The organism is Burkholderia sp. Bp9004 (genome assembly GCF_003858025.1).
Lineage (GTDB): Bacteria > Pseudomonadota > Gammaproteobacteria > Burkholderiales > Burkholderiaceae > Burkholderia > Burkholderia diffusa.
The window spans coordinates 1-17,342 of the sequence record NZ_QTQD01000045.1; the positions used below are offsets into that span (position 1 = coordinate 1).

The 17,342-nt window shown below is 60.0% G+C and carries 16 protein-coding genes and 1 pseudogene; 12 read left to right on the plus strand and 5 right to left on the minus strand.

The annotated features are described in order from the left end of the window. Nucleotides 1-522, minus strand: a 522-nt coding sequence (locus DIE08_RS32415) for an NAD(P)/FAD-dependent oxidoreductase (RefSeq protein WP_148096091.1), incomplete at its 3' end; no start/stop codon positions are given. A 280-nt stretch (nucleotides 523-802) separates the two neighbouring features. Between DIE08_RS32415 and DIE08_RS32425 the strand changes: the two genes are divergently transcribed. Then, the gene (locus DIE08_RS32425) at nucleotides 803-1,435 is read left to right on the plus strand and encodes a TetR/AcrR family transcriptional regulator (protein ID WP_124905783.1); all 633 of its coding nucleotides are present in this window, start codon (nucleotides 803-805) and stop codon (nucleotides 1,433-1,435) included. Further along, nucleotides 1,426-1,532, plus strand: a pseudogene (locus tag DIE08_RS32430) (IS5/IS1182 family transposase); the annotation flags it as partial. The gene DIE08_RS32425 and the pseudogene DIE08_RS32430, both read left to right, overlap by 10 nt. A gap of 315 nt (nucleotides 1,533-1,847) precedes the next feature. Here DIE08_RS32430 and DIE08_RS32435 read toward each other — a convergent pair. Next, nucleotides 1,848-2,450, minus strand: a complete 603-nt coding sequence (locus DIE08_RS32435; protein WP_124905785.1) for a TetR/AcrR family transcriptional regulator — start codon at nucleotides 2,448-2,450, stop codon at nucleotides 1,848-1,850. A 175-nt stretch (nucleotides 2,451-2,625) separates the two neighbouring features. Here DIE08_RS32435 and DIE08_RS32440 point away from each other — a divergent pair, with 175 nt between their 5' ends. Next, entirely contained in the window at nucleotides 2,626-3,339 is a 714-nt protein-coding gene (locus DIE08_RS32440) for a hypothetical protein (RefSeq protein ID WP_244108029.1), read from the plus strand. A 375-nt stretch (nucleotides 3,340-3,714) separates the two neighbouring features. Next, nucleotides 3,715-4,797: a porin gene (locus DIE08_RS32445; RefSeq protein ID WP_124905853.1), complete on the plus strand. Its 1,083-nt coding sequence runs from the start codon at nucleotides 3,715-3,717 to the stop codon at nucleotides 4,795-4,797. A 203-nt stretch (nucleotides 4,798-5,000) separates the two neighbouring features. On the opposite strand, the gene fahA is transcribed toward DIE08_RS32445, so the two are convergent. Together fahA and DIE08_RS32455 are read right to left on the minus strand one after the other, a co-directional pair. Next, a complete protein-coding gene (gene fahA, locus DIE08_RS32450; RefSeq protein ID WP_124905787.1) occupies nucleotides 5,001-6,323 on the minus strand; it encodes a fumarylacetoacetase in 1,323 nt (440 codons plus the stop codon). Nucleotides 6,324-6,336: 13 nt separating this feature from the next. After that, nucleotides 6,337-7,164: a cyclase family protein gene (locus tag DIE08_RS32455; protein ID WP_124905789.1), complete on the minus strand. Its 828-nt coding sequence runs from the start codon at nucleotides 7,162-7,164 to the stop codon at nucleotides 6,337-6,339. 167 nt (nucleotides 7,165-7,331) lie between these two features. On the opposite strand from DIE08_RS32455, the gene DIE08_RS32460 reads away from it, so the two are divergent. Together DIE08_RS32460 and DIE08_RS32465 are read left to right on the plus strand one after the other, a co-directional pair. Beyond that, the gene (locus DIE08_RS32460; RefSeq protein ID WP_059679966.1) at nucleotides 7,332-8,033 is read left to right on the plus strand and encodes a TetR/AcrR family transcriptional regulator; all 702 of its coding nucleotides are present in this window, start codon (nucleotides 7,332-7,334) and stop codon (nucleotides 8,031-8,033) included. A gap of 337 nt (nucleotides 8,034-8,370) precedes the next feature. Further along, a complete protein-coding gene (locus DIE08_RS32465) occupies nucleotides 8,371-9,258 on the plus strand; it encodes a LysR family transcriptional regulator (protein ID WP_239007392.1) in 888 nt (295 codons plus the stop codon). Between the two features lie 393 nt (nucleotides 9,259-9,651). Here the strand turns inward: DIE08_RS32465 and DIE08_RS32470 are convergent, their stop codons facing one another. Further along, entirely contained in the window at nucleotides 9,652-9,999 is a 348-nt protein-coding gene (locus DIE08_RS32470; RefSeq protein WP_124905793.1) for a carboxymuconolactone decarboxylase family protein, read from the minus strand. Nucleotides 10,000-10,738: 739 nt separating this feature from the next. Here DIE08_RS32470 and DIE08_RS32475 point away from each other — a divergent pair. The 6 genes from DIE08_RS32475 to DIE08_RS32500 all read left to right on the plus strand — a co-directional run bounded on the left by DIE08_RS32475 (nucleotide 10,739) and on the right by DIE08_RS32500 (nucleotide 17,341). After that, complete coding sequence (locus DIE08_RS32475; protein WP_124905795.1) at nucleotides 10,739-11,968, plus strand: CaiB/BaiF CoA-transferase family protein; 1,230 nt, start codon at nucleotides 10,739-10,741, stop codon at nucleotides 11,966-11,968. 219 nt (nucleotides 11,969-12,187) lie between these two features. Next, nucleotides 12,188-12,655, plus strand: coding sequence for a tripartite tricarboxylate transporter TctB family protein (locus DIE08_RS32480; RefSeq protein WP_124905797.1), 468 nt, complete (start codon nucleotides 12,188-12,190; stop codon nucleotides 12,653-12,655). Next, the gene (locus DIE08_RS32485) at nucleotides 12,652-14,202 is read left to right on the plus strand and encodes a tripartite tricarboxylate transporter permease (RefSeq protein ID WP_124905799.1); all 1,551 of its coding nucleotides are present in this window, start codon (nucleotides 12,652-12,654) and stop codon (nucleotides 14,200-14,202) included. The genes DIE08_RS32480 and DIE08_RS32485 overlap by 4 nt, the downstream gene beginning before the upstream one ends. A 225-nt stretch (nucleotides 14,203-14,427) precedes the next feature. Further along, a complete protein-coding gene (locus tag DIE08_RS32490) occupies nucleotides 14,428-15,198 on the plus strand; it encodes an enoyl-CoA hydratase/isomerase family protein (RefSeq protein ID WP_124905801.1) in 771 nt (256 codons plus the stop codon). A 7-nt stretch (nucleotides 15,199-15,205) separates the two neighbouring features. Then, entirely contained in the window at nucleotides 15,206-16,456 is a 1,251-nt protein-coding gene (locus tag DIE08_RS32495) for an acyl-CoA dehydrogenase family protein (RefSeq protein WP_239007393.1), read from the plus strand. Nucleotides 16,457-16,465: 9 nt separating this feature from the next. Further along, nucleotides 16,466-17,341, plus strand: a complete 876-nt coding sequence (locus tag DIE08_RS32500; protein ID WP_124905803.1) for a 3-hydroxyacyl-CoA dehydrogenase family protein — start codon at nucleotides 16,466-16,468, stop codon at nucleotides 17,339-17,341. Nucleotide 17,342: the final 1 nt, after the last annotated feature.

A 17,342-nucleotide genomic window follows, 5' to 3' on the forward strand; every position in this document is an offset into this window, starting at 1 on the left:
GTCATGCCCATCGGCGAAGACAGTCAACTTGTCAGTCCAATCGCGGAACAACTTGGCAGACTGGTACGACTGCGGGCTGGACCAGACGAGGCCCCAATGCTGGCCGGCGACTTCAAAGCCGTCGCAATAGGGGCAGGGCACGATGGACGTGCCCCAGCTTTCGGCAAAGCCCGGAACTTCAGGCATCTGGTCGGCGACGCCATAGCTCAGGATCAAGCGGCGCGCCCTCAGGCTTTCGTGATCGTCAGTGACGACGCAGAAATCGTCGATGGCACCAGACACGCTCTCGGCCCGGGCATTGACGAGACTGATCGTCGGATAGCGCGCCAGTTGCTGCCGCGCCTCGACCAGGATGTCCAGCGGCGGCTTGTGATCGTGGCCAAGCAGGCCATGCGAGTGGCCTGCAAAGCGGTTGCGCGGCCGGCCGGTATCGAGAACAGTGACCTTGCGGCGAGCACGGCCAAGCTGCAGGGCGGCGGCGAGGCCGGCAAAGCTGCCACCGATGATGATGACGTCATTCATGGTGATGGGCTCCGTGTTGTGGAGGGAGGGTGGGCCGAGCGTGGGGTGTAATATCGTCCGGCGATACGCGCTTGAGACGGTCAGCGAGCAGGGCTTCGGCATTGGCGAAAAAGTTGCCCATGCTGTATTGGCCGGCTCGACAATGCCGCTCGATATCGCCGGGCTGCCCGGGGAAACTGGATCTGGACAACCGGGTGAAACCTGCCCTTGGCTTGCACATTGAGATACTGGATGGTATCCTAATGCACGTATTTTAATACTGTCAAGTACTGGAATTGTCGTGACCGAAAATAGCCAGGGCCGGCGCGGTCGGCCCGCCAACGAGGCGCTTCGCCAAACGATCGTCGACGCGGCGTGCGAACTCTTCGTGGAATTGGGTTTTCAAGCGACGACCATGGACAAGGTCGCGCAGCGGGCGAAGATATCCAAGCTGAGCATCTATCGGCACTTCGAGAACAAGGAGGCGCTGTTCAGCGCGGCCATGGTGGCACGCTGCGATCAATTTGCACCGCAGGCCCTTTCTGAAGGTGTTGACGGTTCGGCCGAAGATCAGCTGGTGGCGGTCGGGGCCTCCCTGCTTCGCACGCTGTTGAGCCCGGACGTCCGCAGTGTCGAAGCCATGGTTTTGGCCGACAAGACGAATCAAAAGGCGTTAAGCAAGCTCCATTACGAAGCCGGGCCCGCCCGTGTCATCGCCCACATCGAGGCCGTGTTGCGTCAGTTGCACGCGAAAGGGATGCTGAACGTACCCGATGCTCTCCAGTCCGCCCGCTTGTTTGCCGCGCTTTTCAAAGGATCCGATCTCCTGCTTATTGCACGCTTCAATGAGGCGAGAGCAGAGGACGACAACGAAATCGAATCCTATTGCCGGTCGGCCGTCGCCATGTTCATCGCCGCGCACGGTGGCATCTGAAGGTGCGCTATCGCGGCCGATGAAGAACACGCAGCAATTGCATACGCTGTTCGCCCCGAGCAACCTCTGGATGATGCGTGGACGACTGACGGGCTAGGCTCATTGCCTGAACGCAAAAGCCGCCCGCGCGGGCAGGCAGAGGCCGCTTTACACACGATAGCGGTCGCTACTGCGGCCTGAGTGGAACGACAGAGAAGGGTCGTTCAGAGTCGTTCGCGTCGTCCCAGAACCGCCCTTTGCGGTCGTGTACCGATCGTGACGTCCGAATGAACGCGCCAGCCAGATAAGCCGACTTATTTCGAGATGGAACCTTATGACCATGTCACGATCGGCTGCTCCAATCGCACTGGACGGAGTTTCTTCGAGCGCTTGACCGGCCCCGATGGTCTGATCTCTTAGATTTGCCGGATGCTCAGGCGTCTCGTTCGCGAAGCATCCAACGCGTCAGTTCTCGAATCTGATCGGTCGTGACGCGCTCGTGCAGGATCAGTGTGCGTAGATAAACGGCGCCGATCAGGCAATGAAGCAGGGGCATTGGATCCACCCCCTGCGGCCACTCGCCCATTTTTGCGGCGCGATCGAAAATCTGCTGAACCGCCGAAAAGCGGTTCGTCCACAACCTGCGCAGTTCGCTCGTTACGGCCGCATCGTTGTACATGGCCAGCACAAACTGGATGGCAGACCTGCCCACGGCCGTTCGCAAGTACTGCGCGGTGGCAGACAGCAGCGCGACGAGATCCGCGTGAAGTGAACCCCGATCAGGTATCGCGATGTGCTCGGCAAAAAGCTCGAAGACGGCCTCCATCATCAGCCCTTCCTTGCTCTTCCAGCGGCGATAGATCGAACTCTCATGCACGCCCGCGAGCGCTGCGATGGCACCGATGTTGAGCCCCTCGAAACCGGCTGCCTGCAATTGGGCAATTGTTGCGGAGATCACGGCTTCACGGACACGTGCGCTGCGGCCGCCAAGGCGGCGACGTGGCGACGGCGATTCTTGTTCGGCTGACTTTGGCATGAGCAGATTTTACACATCGTTTCATCGACTGCCTGCCTCGTCACGGCAGTCCGGCCGCGACTACGACCACTCGACGGTCGACAGGCATGCGGTAAACACTAACGCAAGTTTACTTGCGTTAGTGGTGCGAGTCGGGAAACATGGCAACTCGTTCACCCGCGCTACGGAGGTTCAAGTGAAAGCAGTGACGTTTTTCAAGTCAGGTACAGAGGTGGCTTGCGAGGACATCCTCAGAATGGAAGTTAAAAGGGCGCGCTACATGATGGCCTTGCTCATGGAGAAACTGGGGGCGGACGGCATGGTCAGCCTGTTCGCGAAGGAGATCGCGGAGCACGAATCGAACGAGAAGGATTGGTCGCTGCGTGCGAGTGGTTGCTTCAGTTCGTCGGTTGCCGAAGCGCACGTCGCGGTGGGCACCAGCGCAGAATTCGTGAGTTGGTTCTGGGCGGGGTATGGCGGGCCGAACAGCCCGGCAATGCTCCGGGCCCACCCTGAGCATCTCGGTGCGCTACCACTCTCGGACGGGCGTGTCGGCATTCTGGAAGTACCCGGCCATACAAAGTCGCCGGCCCTCCTGAAGCTCCGCCATCTGGATGACTGGAATGGAATCCCGATCGAACTGGCGCCCGATATGCCGCATCGGATGATGGGGCGCGTCGAGACGCCCGATGGCAAGACCGTTGGTTACTTGCTGCACCAATTCAGGGACACGCTTCCGGGGTTCGATGCACGGTTGGAGATCTTCTGGCCATCGACCGCGCCCGAAGAACTCATTCATGGCCACTCGGACCACCTGATGGTCGAGTGGTGCAACTGGTTCGAGCTCTATGCCCTTTCGCGGACGCAAGCAAACGACTTGATGCCGTTGGCGCTTTCCGTGAATACATAACCGGCCCGTCGGTTCGCGTACTTCGCGCAGGCAAGTGCGGCGCGGGCCGCTTGTGCGGAGCGTCAAGCAGCGGAAACACGCTACTGCTTTGCCACGTCATCGAAGCCGTGGACCGATTGCGGCCGATGTGCGCTCAAATTTTCGATTCGAGCCCGTGGCAATGTCGCGAGGGACATCAATCCCGGACCGGCGGAGGTTCAAGAAAAACCAACGCCCCGGCGTGCACGCCTGGCAAGACTCCGAGGACAGAAGCCAAAACGGCCATCGGTCCGGTTTCATTTGATCGCCATACGTCGAGCGCCGCATAGAGGCAGACTCTTAATCAATTATTTTGTAGTCCTGGATAACTGGAGGAGACATTAAAACGTGAGCGAGATGCAAAAAATCCGCCCGATGCTGCTGATCCCTATCTCGATCGCAGTACTGGGCTTACCGCCAAAAGTGCATGCGCAAAGTAACGTCACACTGTATGGTGTCGTGGACTCCGGCGTGATGTACACGAGCCGCACCTTCGACGCTGGAGCGGGGGCGAGCGGCCCGCATCAGGTATCAGCAACGGATGGCGGGATCTCGGGTTCTCACTTCGGTATCACCGGTGCCGAGGATTTGGGAGCAGGTACAAAGGCGATCTTTACACTGGAAAGCGGCTTTACTACGAACAACGGGGCGCTGGGCAACTCGAACGGGAATCTCTTCGGGCGGCAAGCCTTCGTTGGTCTCTCCGGACACTTCGGTACCGTCAAGGCCGGCCTGCAATACTCGCCGTTCGGACTTGCGATCGTCGATACGGACGCGCGGCATGCGTCGTTCTTCGGGAGTCAGGCCGGCATTTACATGGGCAACTTTTTTGCGACCGGAATTTTCGTCGCCAATGCCGTGTCCTATACGAGCCCGACAATCGCCGGCATACAGGCGAGTGCATTGCTTGCACTGGGTGGCGATCCAAAGGGATTTCAGGCGGGGCGCCAATTTGCGGCTCGCGTGAGATACGAATGGAAAGATCTGGTCGTGAACGCGGCCCTGTTCAGTGGAAATCCCGGCGGGTCAGCCAGCATTTCTACGCCATTCCCGTCAACGATCGAATTCAGCGGTCGAACGATCGGCGCGAGCTATAGGTGGGGAGGCGCAACCTTCAAGGGATCGTACACAAGCTACAAGATCGCCGGTTCCTTCAATGAGAAAGTGTACGCTGCGGGCGGCGAATATCTGATCACGCCGACACTGTCCACCGACGTAGGCGTTTGGTACATGCGGGACAGCAACGACTCAGCGAATCATTCTTTGCTGGCGTCTGCCGGGCTGGACTACTTTCTGTCGAAACGAACGACCTTGTACGGCTCCGCGGCATGCGTGAACAACCACGGGTTGATGCACACCGGGTTCACCGTGAATGGTGCGCTGTATGAGCCAACCGGTAGCAGTGTGGGCATCGTCGTTGGCGTTCGTCACCTCTTCTAGCGCACCCGAGAAACATATGCCGTGAAATCGCCGCCAGCGTTATTTGCTGGCGGCGATTTCACGGATGCTTCCTGGCATTGGGGGGCGGTGTTCAAGCACGATGCGCGGACACCGCGAGTCCACGGGATCGGTGCTTCAAAGCGCGAGGACCACGAACGTGACCCTCGCATTGAATCAGTGGCCGGTTGCGAAATGACGTGCGGTCAATGAGCGCTTTCCGCGGCCGGCACCTGCAAAACGGTTCCGTGGTTGGTGCCGAAACCGATTCGTGCAAAACCATCGCGTTCGCACCAGCCCCGGAAAATGACGGTATCGCCGTCGTCGAGGAACGTTCGGCTTTCACCATTGCCGATATCCACGGGTTGCGCGCCGCCTGCCGTGAGTTCGATCAACGCACCGGCTTCGCCCGATGACGGGCCGGAGATGGTGCCGCTTCCCAGCAGGTCACCCGGCTGGAGGTTGCAGCCCCCCATTGTGTGGTGCGCGATCATCTGCCCCAGCGTCCAGTACTGGTGCCGGAAACTGGTGCGCGTCAACGTACGCGGTTGCAGCCCTTGCGTGAGCTGACGCGCGCTGAGGATCGACACCTCGAGCTGGATGTCGAACGCCCCGGCCGTGCTGTTGTCGCCTGAAGACAGGTAATCGAGTGGCTGCGGGCGTTCGGCGACGCGTGACCACGTGGTGCGGTAAGGCAACAATGCTTCGAGGGTTACCAGCCAGGGCGATATCGTCGTCGCGAAATTTTTCGCGAGGAATGGCCCGAGCGGCTGCATTTCCCACGACTGGATGTCGCGCGCGGACCAATCGTTCAGCAGGCAGAGCCCGAAAATGTGCCGTTGAGCCTCACGCAGCGGGATTGAAGTACCGCGTGGATTGCCGACCCCGATCACTGCGCCCAGTTCCAGCTCGTAATCGAGCCGGCGACATGCATCGTGAACGGGAGAGGCGGACGGATTCGGGCGATATTGTCCCTTTGGCCGGTAGACCTGCTGACCGCTGACGCCAATCGACGACACGCGGCCATGATAAGCGATGGGTAACCAGTCGAAATTCGGGCTGATCGCCATGCCGAGCGGGCGGCTGCAGTTCACCGCATGATCGAGAGAGGTGTAGAAATCGGTGTAGTCGCCGATGCGCACGGGTACGGCGTACTCGGCTTCCGCTTGTGATACCAGCGTCTTCCGTACGCCCGACTCATGCGGACTACCGGCCCGAAGCAGTTCGAAGAGTGAGTGGCGCAGTGCCTGCCAGGCAGCCGGCCCCATATCGAGCAGTGCATTCAGCGTGGTTGCTGTTGCCGCTCGCGCGGCCTCGACTGCCAGACCGTCCATGCAGCCCACCTGCTGTAGCGCAGCGAGGTCAACGATCTGGTCGCCGATCGCGATCCCGCCGCGCCAAGTCTCGCCGCCGCCTCGGCGGCGAAACACGCCGATTGGCAAATTCTGCAACGGAAAGTCGGTCCCCGCCACGTTGGCCGCTTCGAGCCAGCTGCGTTGAGTGACGTCGTGTGTGTGATTCAGTTCCATTGAGGCTCCTCGCCTATACGGTTCGATGCAGGTCGCAAGCTGTTGCATTGAGGGCGTCGTCGAAGATCGCGACTGCGCGAGTCCAGCCAGCGGAGGCACCCCGGATTTTGTGCGGGAAGCACGAGATGAAGAAGCCGTGAGGTGGCAGCACCTCGAGATTGTGGAGTTTTTCCAGATGGCAATAGCCGATCTTGCGGCCGGCCTTGTGTCCTTCCCAGATCAGCGATGCATCACGCGTTTCGGAATATTTTTTTGCGGTATGTACGAATGGTGCGTCCCAACTCCACGCGTCGGTGCCAGTCAGGCGAACCCCTCGCTCGAGCAGGTACATGGTTGCGTCGAAGCCCATGCCGCAACCCGAGGAAACATAGTCGGGTTGTCCATAGCGCTTGCCTGCACGCGTGTTGATGACGACGATATCAAGCGGCTTGAGATCGTGGCCGATGCGCGCAAGCTCGAATTCGACGTCAGTAGCGGTCACGACGTAGCCATCGTCGAAGCCGGTGAAATCAAGCTTCACGCCGGGTTGGAAGCACCAGTCGAGCGGGACTTCGTCGATGGTTGTCGAACGCTCCCGCTCGCCCTTCGAATCGTTCATCGTGCTGTGGAAGTGGTACGGCGCATCCAGATGAGTACCGTTGTGTGTGCTCAACTGAATGTGTTCGATGGCCCAGCCTTCGTTGTCAGGCAGGTCGGTTTCCTGTAGGCCGGGAAAGAAGGCCGTAACGGCTTTGGCCGTATTCCGGTGCGTCAGATACTGAATCTTGGGGCCGTAACCCGGTGGATCGGAAATGACGTCGTTTTCCAGATAGATCGAAAGATCGACGAAGCGTCGTGTCATGTGCGGTTGCTCCTGGTTTGGGGGACTTGCCACCTACGCCGCATAGCACCGTTCATGTTATGCAGACTGTACGATCGTACAGTCAGTATTGTGTTGGTGTAAACTGGCGGCGCGTAATGAACGGAATGGCATTCGCGGTAATCGAGTCACAGGACAGCGGAGACACCATGCAATCGAAGGAAGTCACGGGACGGGCGACCGGCGTCCGGCGCGGGAAGGGAGCGCAACAGGCGGTCGAGACGAGCAAGCGCGAGCGGGTGCTCGACGTGGCAGAGCGGCTGTTCGCCGAAGGCGGTTTCGATGGCGTTTCGATGCGGGATATTGCGTCGGCGGCAGAGGTTGGGCTGCCGCTGATCGTGTATCACTTCGAGACGAAGATGGGCCTGTACCGCGCCCTGTTCGAGCGCCGCAAGACGGTGCTCGACACCCGGTTGGCTTTGCTTCGTGAACCAGTCGCCGAAGGTGAAGACCCGCTTGAGCATATCGTGCGAGCCTTCGTGCTCCCGGTGATGCAAATCCAGAATACCGAGTCCGGACTTGCGTATGCCAAACTCGTTGCGCGCGAAGCTTCCGATCCACGCGAGGCCGAGCGCGGCATCGTTGCTCAATATTTCGATCCGTTTGCGGCGGAATTCATCAAGGAAATCAGGAGAACGCTGCCAGGCCATAGCGCCAACTATGCGCACTGGGCCTACTTGTTCGCGGTGGGCGCGTTGGTGATGAGCGCGTTCGACAGTCGCATCGAGCGTATCTCGGGCGGCAAGATCAAGGCCGGCGCCCTGAAGCGCAAGGCCGAGCATCTGGTGACTTTCATTTCCGCCGGGATTCGCGCTGGCGCAACCTCTGACGCGCGTGCACCAGCCGCTTAGGCGGCACCTCGTCGTCGAACGCCACTTGCATTCCAGATGGTGTCTCGGTCCTCAACGCTTCGATGACACGGCTGGAGTCATTTAGGATCCGACTGTTGGCGTTCGACGTTTCCGTGAACCGTGACAGCAGTACCGCTAACGCGCGATTTATCGGCAGCGCCACCAGAACTCGCCGCGTAAACTACGAGACTAGGCGAGCCTAGGCTACGCTGCGGCAAGCGACAGTAGGGCGAGATCGATGGGGTTCTTGCGTGATGCAGTTCATTGAGCGAAATGCTCGCGAAATCAGAGAGATCTTTAACCGGGAATTCTTGACATGCAAATAAATCGATCTGATATGGCTGATCTGATCTATTTCCTGGCTATTGCTCGACAAAGGAGCTTTAGTCGTGCGGCGATAGAGCTCGGAGTAAGCGCCTCGACACTGAGCCATGCATTGAAGGGGCTCGAAGCTAGACTGGGCGTCCGTCTACTAAACCGTACGACGAAGAGCGTCACGCTAACCGCTGCGGGAGATGCGTTGGCAGCGTCGATCGGTATGCCATTCGAGGCGATCGACACGGCTCTGGAGACCCTGAATCGCTTCCGAGATGCGCCTACAGGCCGCATTCGGGTCAATGCGGCCGTCGAGGCTTCGACGTTGCTGTTAGCACCGGTCCTGCCGACATTTGTCGAGCGCTATCCTGACGTGGAACTGGATATCGTCGCGAGCAATCGTTTGGTCGACGTGACGGAGGGGGGCTTTGACGCGGGTATTCGCTACGGCGGAACGGTGCCGGAGGACATGATCGCGCAGCGCCTTTCGGCCAATATACGTTGGGTCGTTGCAGGGGCGCCCGATTATCTTGGCCGCTTCGGTATCCCCAATCACCCCAATGATCTGCTAGAGCATCGTTGCATTAGCAATCGCCTTGGTGACGATCGAATTTACCGATGGGAATTCAAACGCGGCGATGAGAGGCTCGAAGTGGCGGTACCGTCGTCGTTGACGGTCGATCATGCTGAAACCGGACTCGTCGCAGTACTCGGCGGAGCGGGGCTGATGTACTTTCCCGAACCGTTCGTCGCGACGTATGTCAGGGAGGGGCGGCTGCGTCTCGTGCTGAACGACTGGGCGCCTTCAGAACCGGGTTTCTACATTTACTATTCGAGCAGACGTCAGATGCCGACAGGCCTGCGCTTATTGATCGATCTTGTCCGCGAACTTCAACCGCTTGGATTGTAAGCGGTGCCGGTGACGAACACATGACTCTTGGCTCCGAGTCGCTGACGCTTGTCCATACCGGCGCGACGGGGCCCATGCCGATATCGAAAACAAGTATCGCGATCTGGTGGGGAGTACGATCGGCGCTGAGATTGCCGAGTCGTTGTCGGACCTGATCATGAATCTCGAAGAGGCAGAAAGCATTCGGCAGATAGGGAGCCTGTTCACGCGCACGCGATCTGGCGGCACCGCAACGACCATTTCACACCATCCGTGCGTGCTACGTCGCCGGAAGTCTATTCGGCATGGCCGGCCGCTTCATAGCGGGCGCGCTCACGGAAGCCGCCGCGGCTGTTCTGCGGCCGACCCCGATGGCATATGAGCAGCTCGTACCGAGAAGGGATCGCGCGTTCGTCAGGTCTGGGCGGGTTGGGGAGTATCAGTTTCGGCGCAGGCCTCATCCAGCCAGATCAGGGCCTGGGCCGCTTCGAACGCAACCAGCGACACCCCCATTCCGCACAGCAGCAAACCTTCGAGCTGCGCCTTGGTCACGCCGCGCGACAACGCGCGCAATGCATGAACCTTGAAAGGGATCTCGCGGCCCAATACCGCCAATTGCATCGCGAGCATGATTTCGCAGGTTGTTTCGTCGACATCCACGGGCGGAAACAGTTGGCCACGCATCTTTCTGTAGTGCGACATGGCGTCGGGATTGGCTTCAACAAGGCGTTGAGACGACGGTTTGCGATCGAATGTGTTCATGGCGGGTTTTAGTTGAATGTCACATATCTCTACACTCGACGGCTTCGCGAATCCGCGACCGGCACGCCAAGCGCTGGAGGGGCGTTCGGCGATGCAGATTCCATGCCACGCATGTTTGTGGTGATGTGGTCCGCTTCGGCTGCGTGCAAAGCTATGCACGGTCGAAACCGTTTCGCAGCGAGCGCGCGTCTGAACCATGTGCACGGCAAGATCGCACGACCGGATCGGTGCCACATTTCGCTGCAGACGGATACCCTTGAGCCGGCAGTTGGCGGATTCGCAATGCAAAAGAAGCGTTTCCGCGCCCCTTTCACTGATCGTTAATCCGCGAAGCCAACGATGCCCGCCGCCGCATGAATTGGCGTGTATTTCCCGCTATTCGCCATCGCACCCATGCCGACGGCGAAACTCCATTTCTCCGACGCATTTTAGGTGTTGCGAACCATCTGCACGGTAGAACGCGTTTCATTCGATCATAAAGATCGCGTAATGCCGTTGTCGACGTCGCGACTCAACGAGATTTTCAGGGAGCATCGGCGGCGTGTCTGCCTCGACGACATGTTTATACGCTTCGTCGACATGCTGACCATGCCGACGACACACATGCGAGTCGGGGGGGGCGCTTGCTAGCCGCACGGGGCGGTTATCTTGCAAACGGGTTTGGGAAGACGATCAGCGGCCGTATGGCACGGGACTTGCCGTGCGAATGCTGCTGCTACCAATTTTCCTGACGAAAAACATGAACGCATTCGACCCATTGCCCACTCTCTGCGAGAAAACCCCTTTGAAACTACTCGACGGGGTGCGCGTGCTGGACCTCACTTCGTCCGTTGCGGGACCGTACGCCACGCTGCTGCTCGCGGATTTCGGTGCGACGGTCGTCAAGATTGAGCCGCCTGGCCAAGGTGACGACGTGCGCGCTTGGGGCCCCCCGTTTCTTGATGGCGAGTCGCTTTGGTATCTCAGCGTGAACCGCAACAAGCACAGCCTAACGCTCGATTACAGCAAACCCCAGGGACTCGAGTTGCTCAAACGGATGGTTGCAAGCGCCGATGTCGTGGTTGTCAACAGGACTTCGCCAATTCAACGCAAGCTGGGTATCGACTACGCGAGTCTCCGACAGGTCAACCCGCGGCTTATCCATGCTTCGGTATCGGGTTTCGGTCTTGATGGCGAACGCAGCGACATGCCGTGCTACGACCTGATCGCCGAAGGTTATAGCGGCGTGATGGATCTGACCGGCGAGGCGGAAAGCGGTCCGCAAAAAATCGGTACGCCGGCCGCCGACCTGCTTGCCGGCAGCGATGCGGCGCTCGCGGTGCTCGCAGCGCTCGTCGATCGCAATCGTACCGGACACGGACATTGTATTGATGTCTCGATGATCGAGAGCATGACTCGTTTCATGACGCCGCGAATTGTTCCCTATCTCGGTTCCGGCGAGGCGCCTCGCCGTTTGGGGGGGCGAGACAGCGTCATCGCCGTCTACCAGGTTTTTCAGGCTGCCGACGCGCCGCTCACGATCGGTCTGGGCAATGATGGCATCTGGAAGCGATTCTGGCGCGCGGTAGGCGAGCCGGAATTCGGACAGGCTGCCTGCTACGCGAGCAACAGCGACCGCCGTCGTTTGCGTGACGAGATCGTCGAGAAGATTCAGTCCATCATCGGCACGAAGCGTCGCGATCACTGGCTCGGCATCTTCCGCGAAGCCCGTATCCCGGCCGGTCCGATCAATCGGATCGACGAAGTGGCAGCCGATCCCGAACTGCGGCGCCGCGGATTCTTTTATGTGGTCCCACGCGGTGAAGCGCAGATTCCGCAGGTCGGACTGGGCATCCATGTCGACGGAAACGCACATACGTTTCGCAAGCCGCCACCTCGCCTTGGCGAGGATAGCCAGGACGTGCTGCGTGCGTGGCTCGACATCGAAAGCGACACCGTTCGACAGCTGAAGGAGGATGGCATCGTGTGATCCCTACCGGCAGTCCGTGTCATTGGCAAGGTGGCGCGTGATTTGCGTGACTGCGACCGAGCCTCGGAACCATTCATATAAGTCCGATGGAGGAGACATGACATCGACATCTTCATTTCACCGTTCATGCGTCGTGGATGCAGCCCGCGCGTGCGAACGGCAGCCGGCTCGATACGGAGAAGTTCACCGAATCCGTCACGAGGCACACAGGGAGGCGGCATGGCGCACGCACGCGGCTTGAACAAGGACGTTTGGGGTGGCTTGCTGATGACGGGTATCGGGCTATGGGTCGCCGTCCATTCCGTTTCCTATAGCGTCGGGACATTGACCCGCATGGGGCCCGGTTATTTTCCGCTGGTGCTCGGCGTGGTTCTTGCGCTGACCGGCATTGCGATCGGTATCAAGGGGGTGAAGGCCGGTCCCGATGAGCGGCGCAGCGGGCACAGGCCAGAGTGGAAAGCATGGATGCTCATTTGCGCAGGCCTCGTCGCGTTCGTTGTATTCGCGGCATATTTGGGGCTGATTGCCGCGACTTTCGCGACCGTCTTCATATCGGCACTCGGTGACCGGAACAATTCGTGGCGTTCCGCGACCGTGCTTGCACTTGCGATGGTCGTCGTCGGCGTCGTCGTATTCGGATGGGCGCTGAAGGTCCAACTTCCGCTATTCACGTGGGGTGGCGCATGATTTGGCAAACGCTTCATGATCTCTGGTACGGCTTCTCGGTCGCGATGCTGCCGCAGAATCTGATGTGGTCGTTCTTCGGTGTGCTGGTCGGAAATCTGATCGGCGTGCTCCCCGGCATGGGGGCGCTGTCGACGATCGCAATGCTGTTGCCGTTGACCTACACGATGCATGCCGTGCCGGCATTGCTGATGCTGGCCGGGATCTTTTACGGATCCCAGTACGGTGGCGCAATAGGCGCGATTCTGCTGAATCTGCCATCTCACCCTCCGCACGCTGTGACCTGCATCGACGGCTATCCGCTGACGCAGCAGGGAAAGGGCGGCACGGCGCTCGGCATAACGATGATCTCGTCATTTTTCGCCGCATCGATCGGCATCGTCGTGATGATCGTCGCGTCTCCGCTGCTGGTGAAAGTCGCATTCGAATTCGGACCGGCCGAGATCTTCTCGATCATGCTGCTCGGATTGATCGCCGGATCGACGATGGCTCGCGGCTCTGCGCTCAAGGGAATCGCGATGACGACGCTCGGCCTCTTGTTCGGCATCGTCGGAACGGACGTCAACACCGGGGTCGAACGATTCACGTTCGGTTTGGTCGATCTGTCCAACCATCTCGAACTCGTTGCACTGGCAATGGGGCTGTTCGGTGTGGCCGATTTTCTCCGTAACGTTAACCGCGTGCACTTCGTCGGCACGAACGCGAAGGTACGTCTGCGCGACATGCGGCCGTCGCGCGCGGAACTGAAACGTTCGTTCATGCCGATGGTGCGCGGCACGCTCGTGGGCACGCTGTTCGGCGCGATTCCCGGCACCGGCCCGACGATCACGACGTTCATCGCATACGCGCTCGAACGCAAGATATCGAAAACGCCGGAGCGGTTCGGACATGGCGCGATCGAGGGTGTGGCGAGCCCCGAGGCGTCGACGCATTCGAAGACCCAAGTCGATTTCATCCCGACGATGAGCCTCGGTATCCCGGGAGATGCGGTGATGGCACTGCTGCTTGGCGCGTTGTTGATCCAGGGATATCAGCCGGGACCGCAGTTGATCACGGAGCATGCCGATCTGTTCTGGGGGTTGATCGCGAGTTTCTGGATCGGCAACGTTCTGTTGCTGATCCTGAATGTACCGATGATTGGCATCTGGGTAAAGGTGCTTCAGGTGCCGTACCGGTACATGTACCCGGCGGCGCTGTTCTTTATCGCCGTGGGGGTCTACAGCACGAACAACAGTCTGTTCGAGGTGGGCGAGGTATTGGTATTCGGCCTGATAGGCGCGGTGCTGCTGGCGCTCGAGTTCCCCGTCTCGACCATTCTGCTCGGGTACGTGCTGGGCCCGATGGTAGAAGAGAATTTTAGGCGATCGCTACTGCTGTCCCGGGGCGACGCGCTTGTGTTCTTCGAACGTCCGATCAGCGCTGCATTCATGGGCACCTGCGTCGTGTTGCTGATGGCGCAATTGTTCTTCGCATGGCGTGCGACCAGAAACCAGGGACAGGCCAGACCGTCGGACGATTTGCGCTCGATCGAGGGCGCAGGGGCTGAATAGTCCGGACGGTCGTACCGCCGCGCCGCGTGGCTGGTGTCGGCGGTCTCGCATGAATGGCATACCGGTCAACCTGCAGTTGTCGCGGTGGGCAACACGCTGTCTTTGGCGCGGACACTTCTGACCGTTTAAGCGTAGATATAGGCAAACTCCAGCGTTGGCGCGATGTTTGCTTATTCATGGTCGACCGGCGAAACGTCGCCATTCAAGAGTGGTCAGGAGAATGTCATGCCGATTCAAATCAGTGTCGAAGGTCCGATTGCGTATATCACGCTGAACCGACCGGAGGCACTCAATGCACTGAGCTTCGAAGTCCTGCAGGAATTGTCCGATGCCCTCGATCGCGTGTCCGCATCGGATGCACGCGCGCTGGTGATCACCGGCCACGGCGACAAGGCATTTTGCGCGGGCGCGGACATTCGTGAATTGATGGGACGGGATCTTATCGCGGAGCGGGACGGCGCATTGTTTGGCCAGGCGACGTTCGCGAAGCTCGACCGTTTGCGCATTCCGTCGATTGCCGTCATTCACGGCTATGCGTTCGGCGGTGGTCTCGAACTTGCAATGGCATGTACGTTCCGCATCGCCACGGTAAAGGCGAAGGTCGGCTTGCCGGAAATCAAACTCGGCCTGATTCCCGGTTACGGCGGCACGCAACGTCTGCCTCGCCTAGTGGGCCAAGCGCGGGCGCTCGACATCATCATGTCCGGGCGAACCGTTGGTGCAGAGGAGGCGGAGCGTATTGGCCTCGTGAACTGCATCGTCGAGGATGGCGATCCGCGGGCGCTCGGGGCCGAGTATGCGCAGCGCTATATCGGCTTCAGCACGTGCTCGTCGCTGTTGGCGCGTGAAGCCGTGCGCCGTGCCGCTGACGTCGATCTCGGCGAAGGACTCCGCATGGAAGCGGATTTGTCGACGCTCGCATACCGCACGCAAGACGCGGCCGAAGGTATGCGCGCCTTCATCGAAAAGCGATCTCCGGTATTCAAGGACGCTTGACGCGGGTATGAACGACGGCGTGCCGACGGCCGGTAGAGTGCCGTCGCCGATATCGGCTCGTCGATGGTTGCCAATCGAATCGGAACATGGAATGAACATACTGGAGAGAATCGATTCTCGCATTCGCCTGAACGACGACGAGCGGATGATCGTGGACAGCGTGCGCGCGCTCGCGCGGGATCGGATTGCGCCTTATGCGGCCGAGTACGACCGTACCGGTACGTTTCCGCAGCAGAACATTGACGCGATCAATGAACTTGGCCTGAATGCCATGTTCATCCCGGATGCGTACGGCGGTGCGCAACTGTCGTTCACGTGCTACGCGCTCTGCGTGCGGGAGATCGCAAAGGCATGCGCGGCGACCGGCATTATCTGGGCAACGAATTTCCACGCGATCAAGCCGCTGATCGAGTACGGCAGCGAAGGGCAAAAGCAGCGCTTTCTGCCGGCGGTGGCGGGCGGTGCGCTCGCATCGCTGGCGATTACCGAGCCCGGTGCCGGCTCCGACGCGACCGGTATGCGGACGACGTTTCGCGAGAATGGCGGCGAGATCGTGATCAACGGCGGCAAGACATTCATTACCAACGGGGATGTCGCCGACCTGTATCTGCTGTTCGGAAAGTGGGACGGCATCGACGATCCGAAACGCGCGATCTCGGTGCTGATCCTCGAGAAGGGGACGCCCGGCCTCAGCGTGATCGGCGTCGAAGACAAGATGGGAACGCGCGCGTCGGGGACGGCGACGCTGTCGTTCGACAATTGTCGCGTACCTCGTACGAATCTGGTGGGAGAACCTGGCGACGGATTGCGCATTCTGCTGGGTTCGCTGAACCGCTCCCGACCTAGCGTTGCGGCGCATGCGCTCGGCATCGCGCGCGGTGCCTTCGAGGATGCCGTGGCGTATATCAACGAGCGCAAGCAATCGGGCCGCAAGGTGATCGAGTTCCAGGGCATTCAATTCATGGTGGCGGATCTTGCATCGGAGCTCGCGCTGTGCGAATCGTGGCTTTGGCAGGTGGCCGGAATGGTCGACGCCGGGGAAACGGATTTCGGGATCGAAGCGTCGATGCTCAAGATGCGCGCATCGGACGCAGCAATGCGTATCACGACGGATGCGGTCCAACTGCTTGGCGGCTACGGATATTGCTCGGATTATCGCGTCGAAAGGCTGATGCGCGACGCGAAGATCACGCAGATCTGGGAGGGAACCAATCAGGTTCATCGCCAACTGATCGGTCGCAGCTTCATTCTCAAATAGGAGACGCGCATGGCGCAAATCAAGACAGTTGGAATCGCAGGTGGCGGAACGATGGGCACGGGTATCGCGATCGTCGCGGCCCGGGCGGGGTTCGTGACGCGCGTGTATGACACCAGGCAAGAGGCGCTCGAGCGCGCGCGCGGCCAGGCCGAAAGCTTTCTGAGGAAATCGGCAGAGCGTGGCAAGCTTCCTGCCGACGCGGTGCCGGAAATTATGTCCCGCTGGCACGGGACGACAAAGCTCGACGACCTCGCCGATTGCGACGTCGTGATCGAGGCGGTGTTCGAGGATCTGGCCGTCAAGCACCAACTGTTCAGTACCCTGGACAAGGTGTGCCCGGCACATACGCTGTTCGCATCAAACACATCGACAATCTCGATTACCGAGATCGCGGGCGGCTCGGGCCGGCCCGATCGCTTCGTGGGCATGCATTTCTGCTTGCCGGCCCAACTGATGAAGCTGATCGAAATGTCGCCCGGGATGAACACGAGCGATGAATCGTTCGAGCGCGCATGGGCTTTTGCCGAAGCGCTGGGTCAGCGCCCGGTCCGGACCCAGGACACGCCCGGCTTCATCCTCAACTACTTCCTGATTCCGTTCAACAACGACGCGATCCGGCTCGTCGAGCAGGGCGTGGCGGAGCCGGCCGACATCGACAAGGCAATCAAGACCGCGCTCGGCTATCCGATGGGTCCGCTCGAGTTGCTCGACCTGGTCGGCCTGGATACGCAGCGTCTGCTTTGCGAAGCGATGCACGGACTCACGCACGAAGCGCGCGCCGCGTGTCCGCCGCTCGTCAGACGGATGATCGCGGCAGGTCGCCTCGGCAAGAAGGCGGGGCAAGGCTTCCACACGTATAACGACACGAAGATGTTCGGAGCATGAC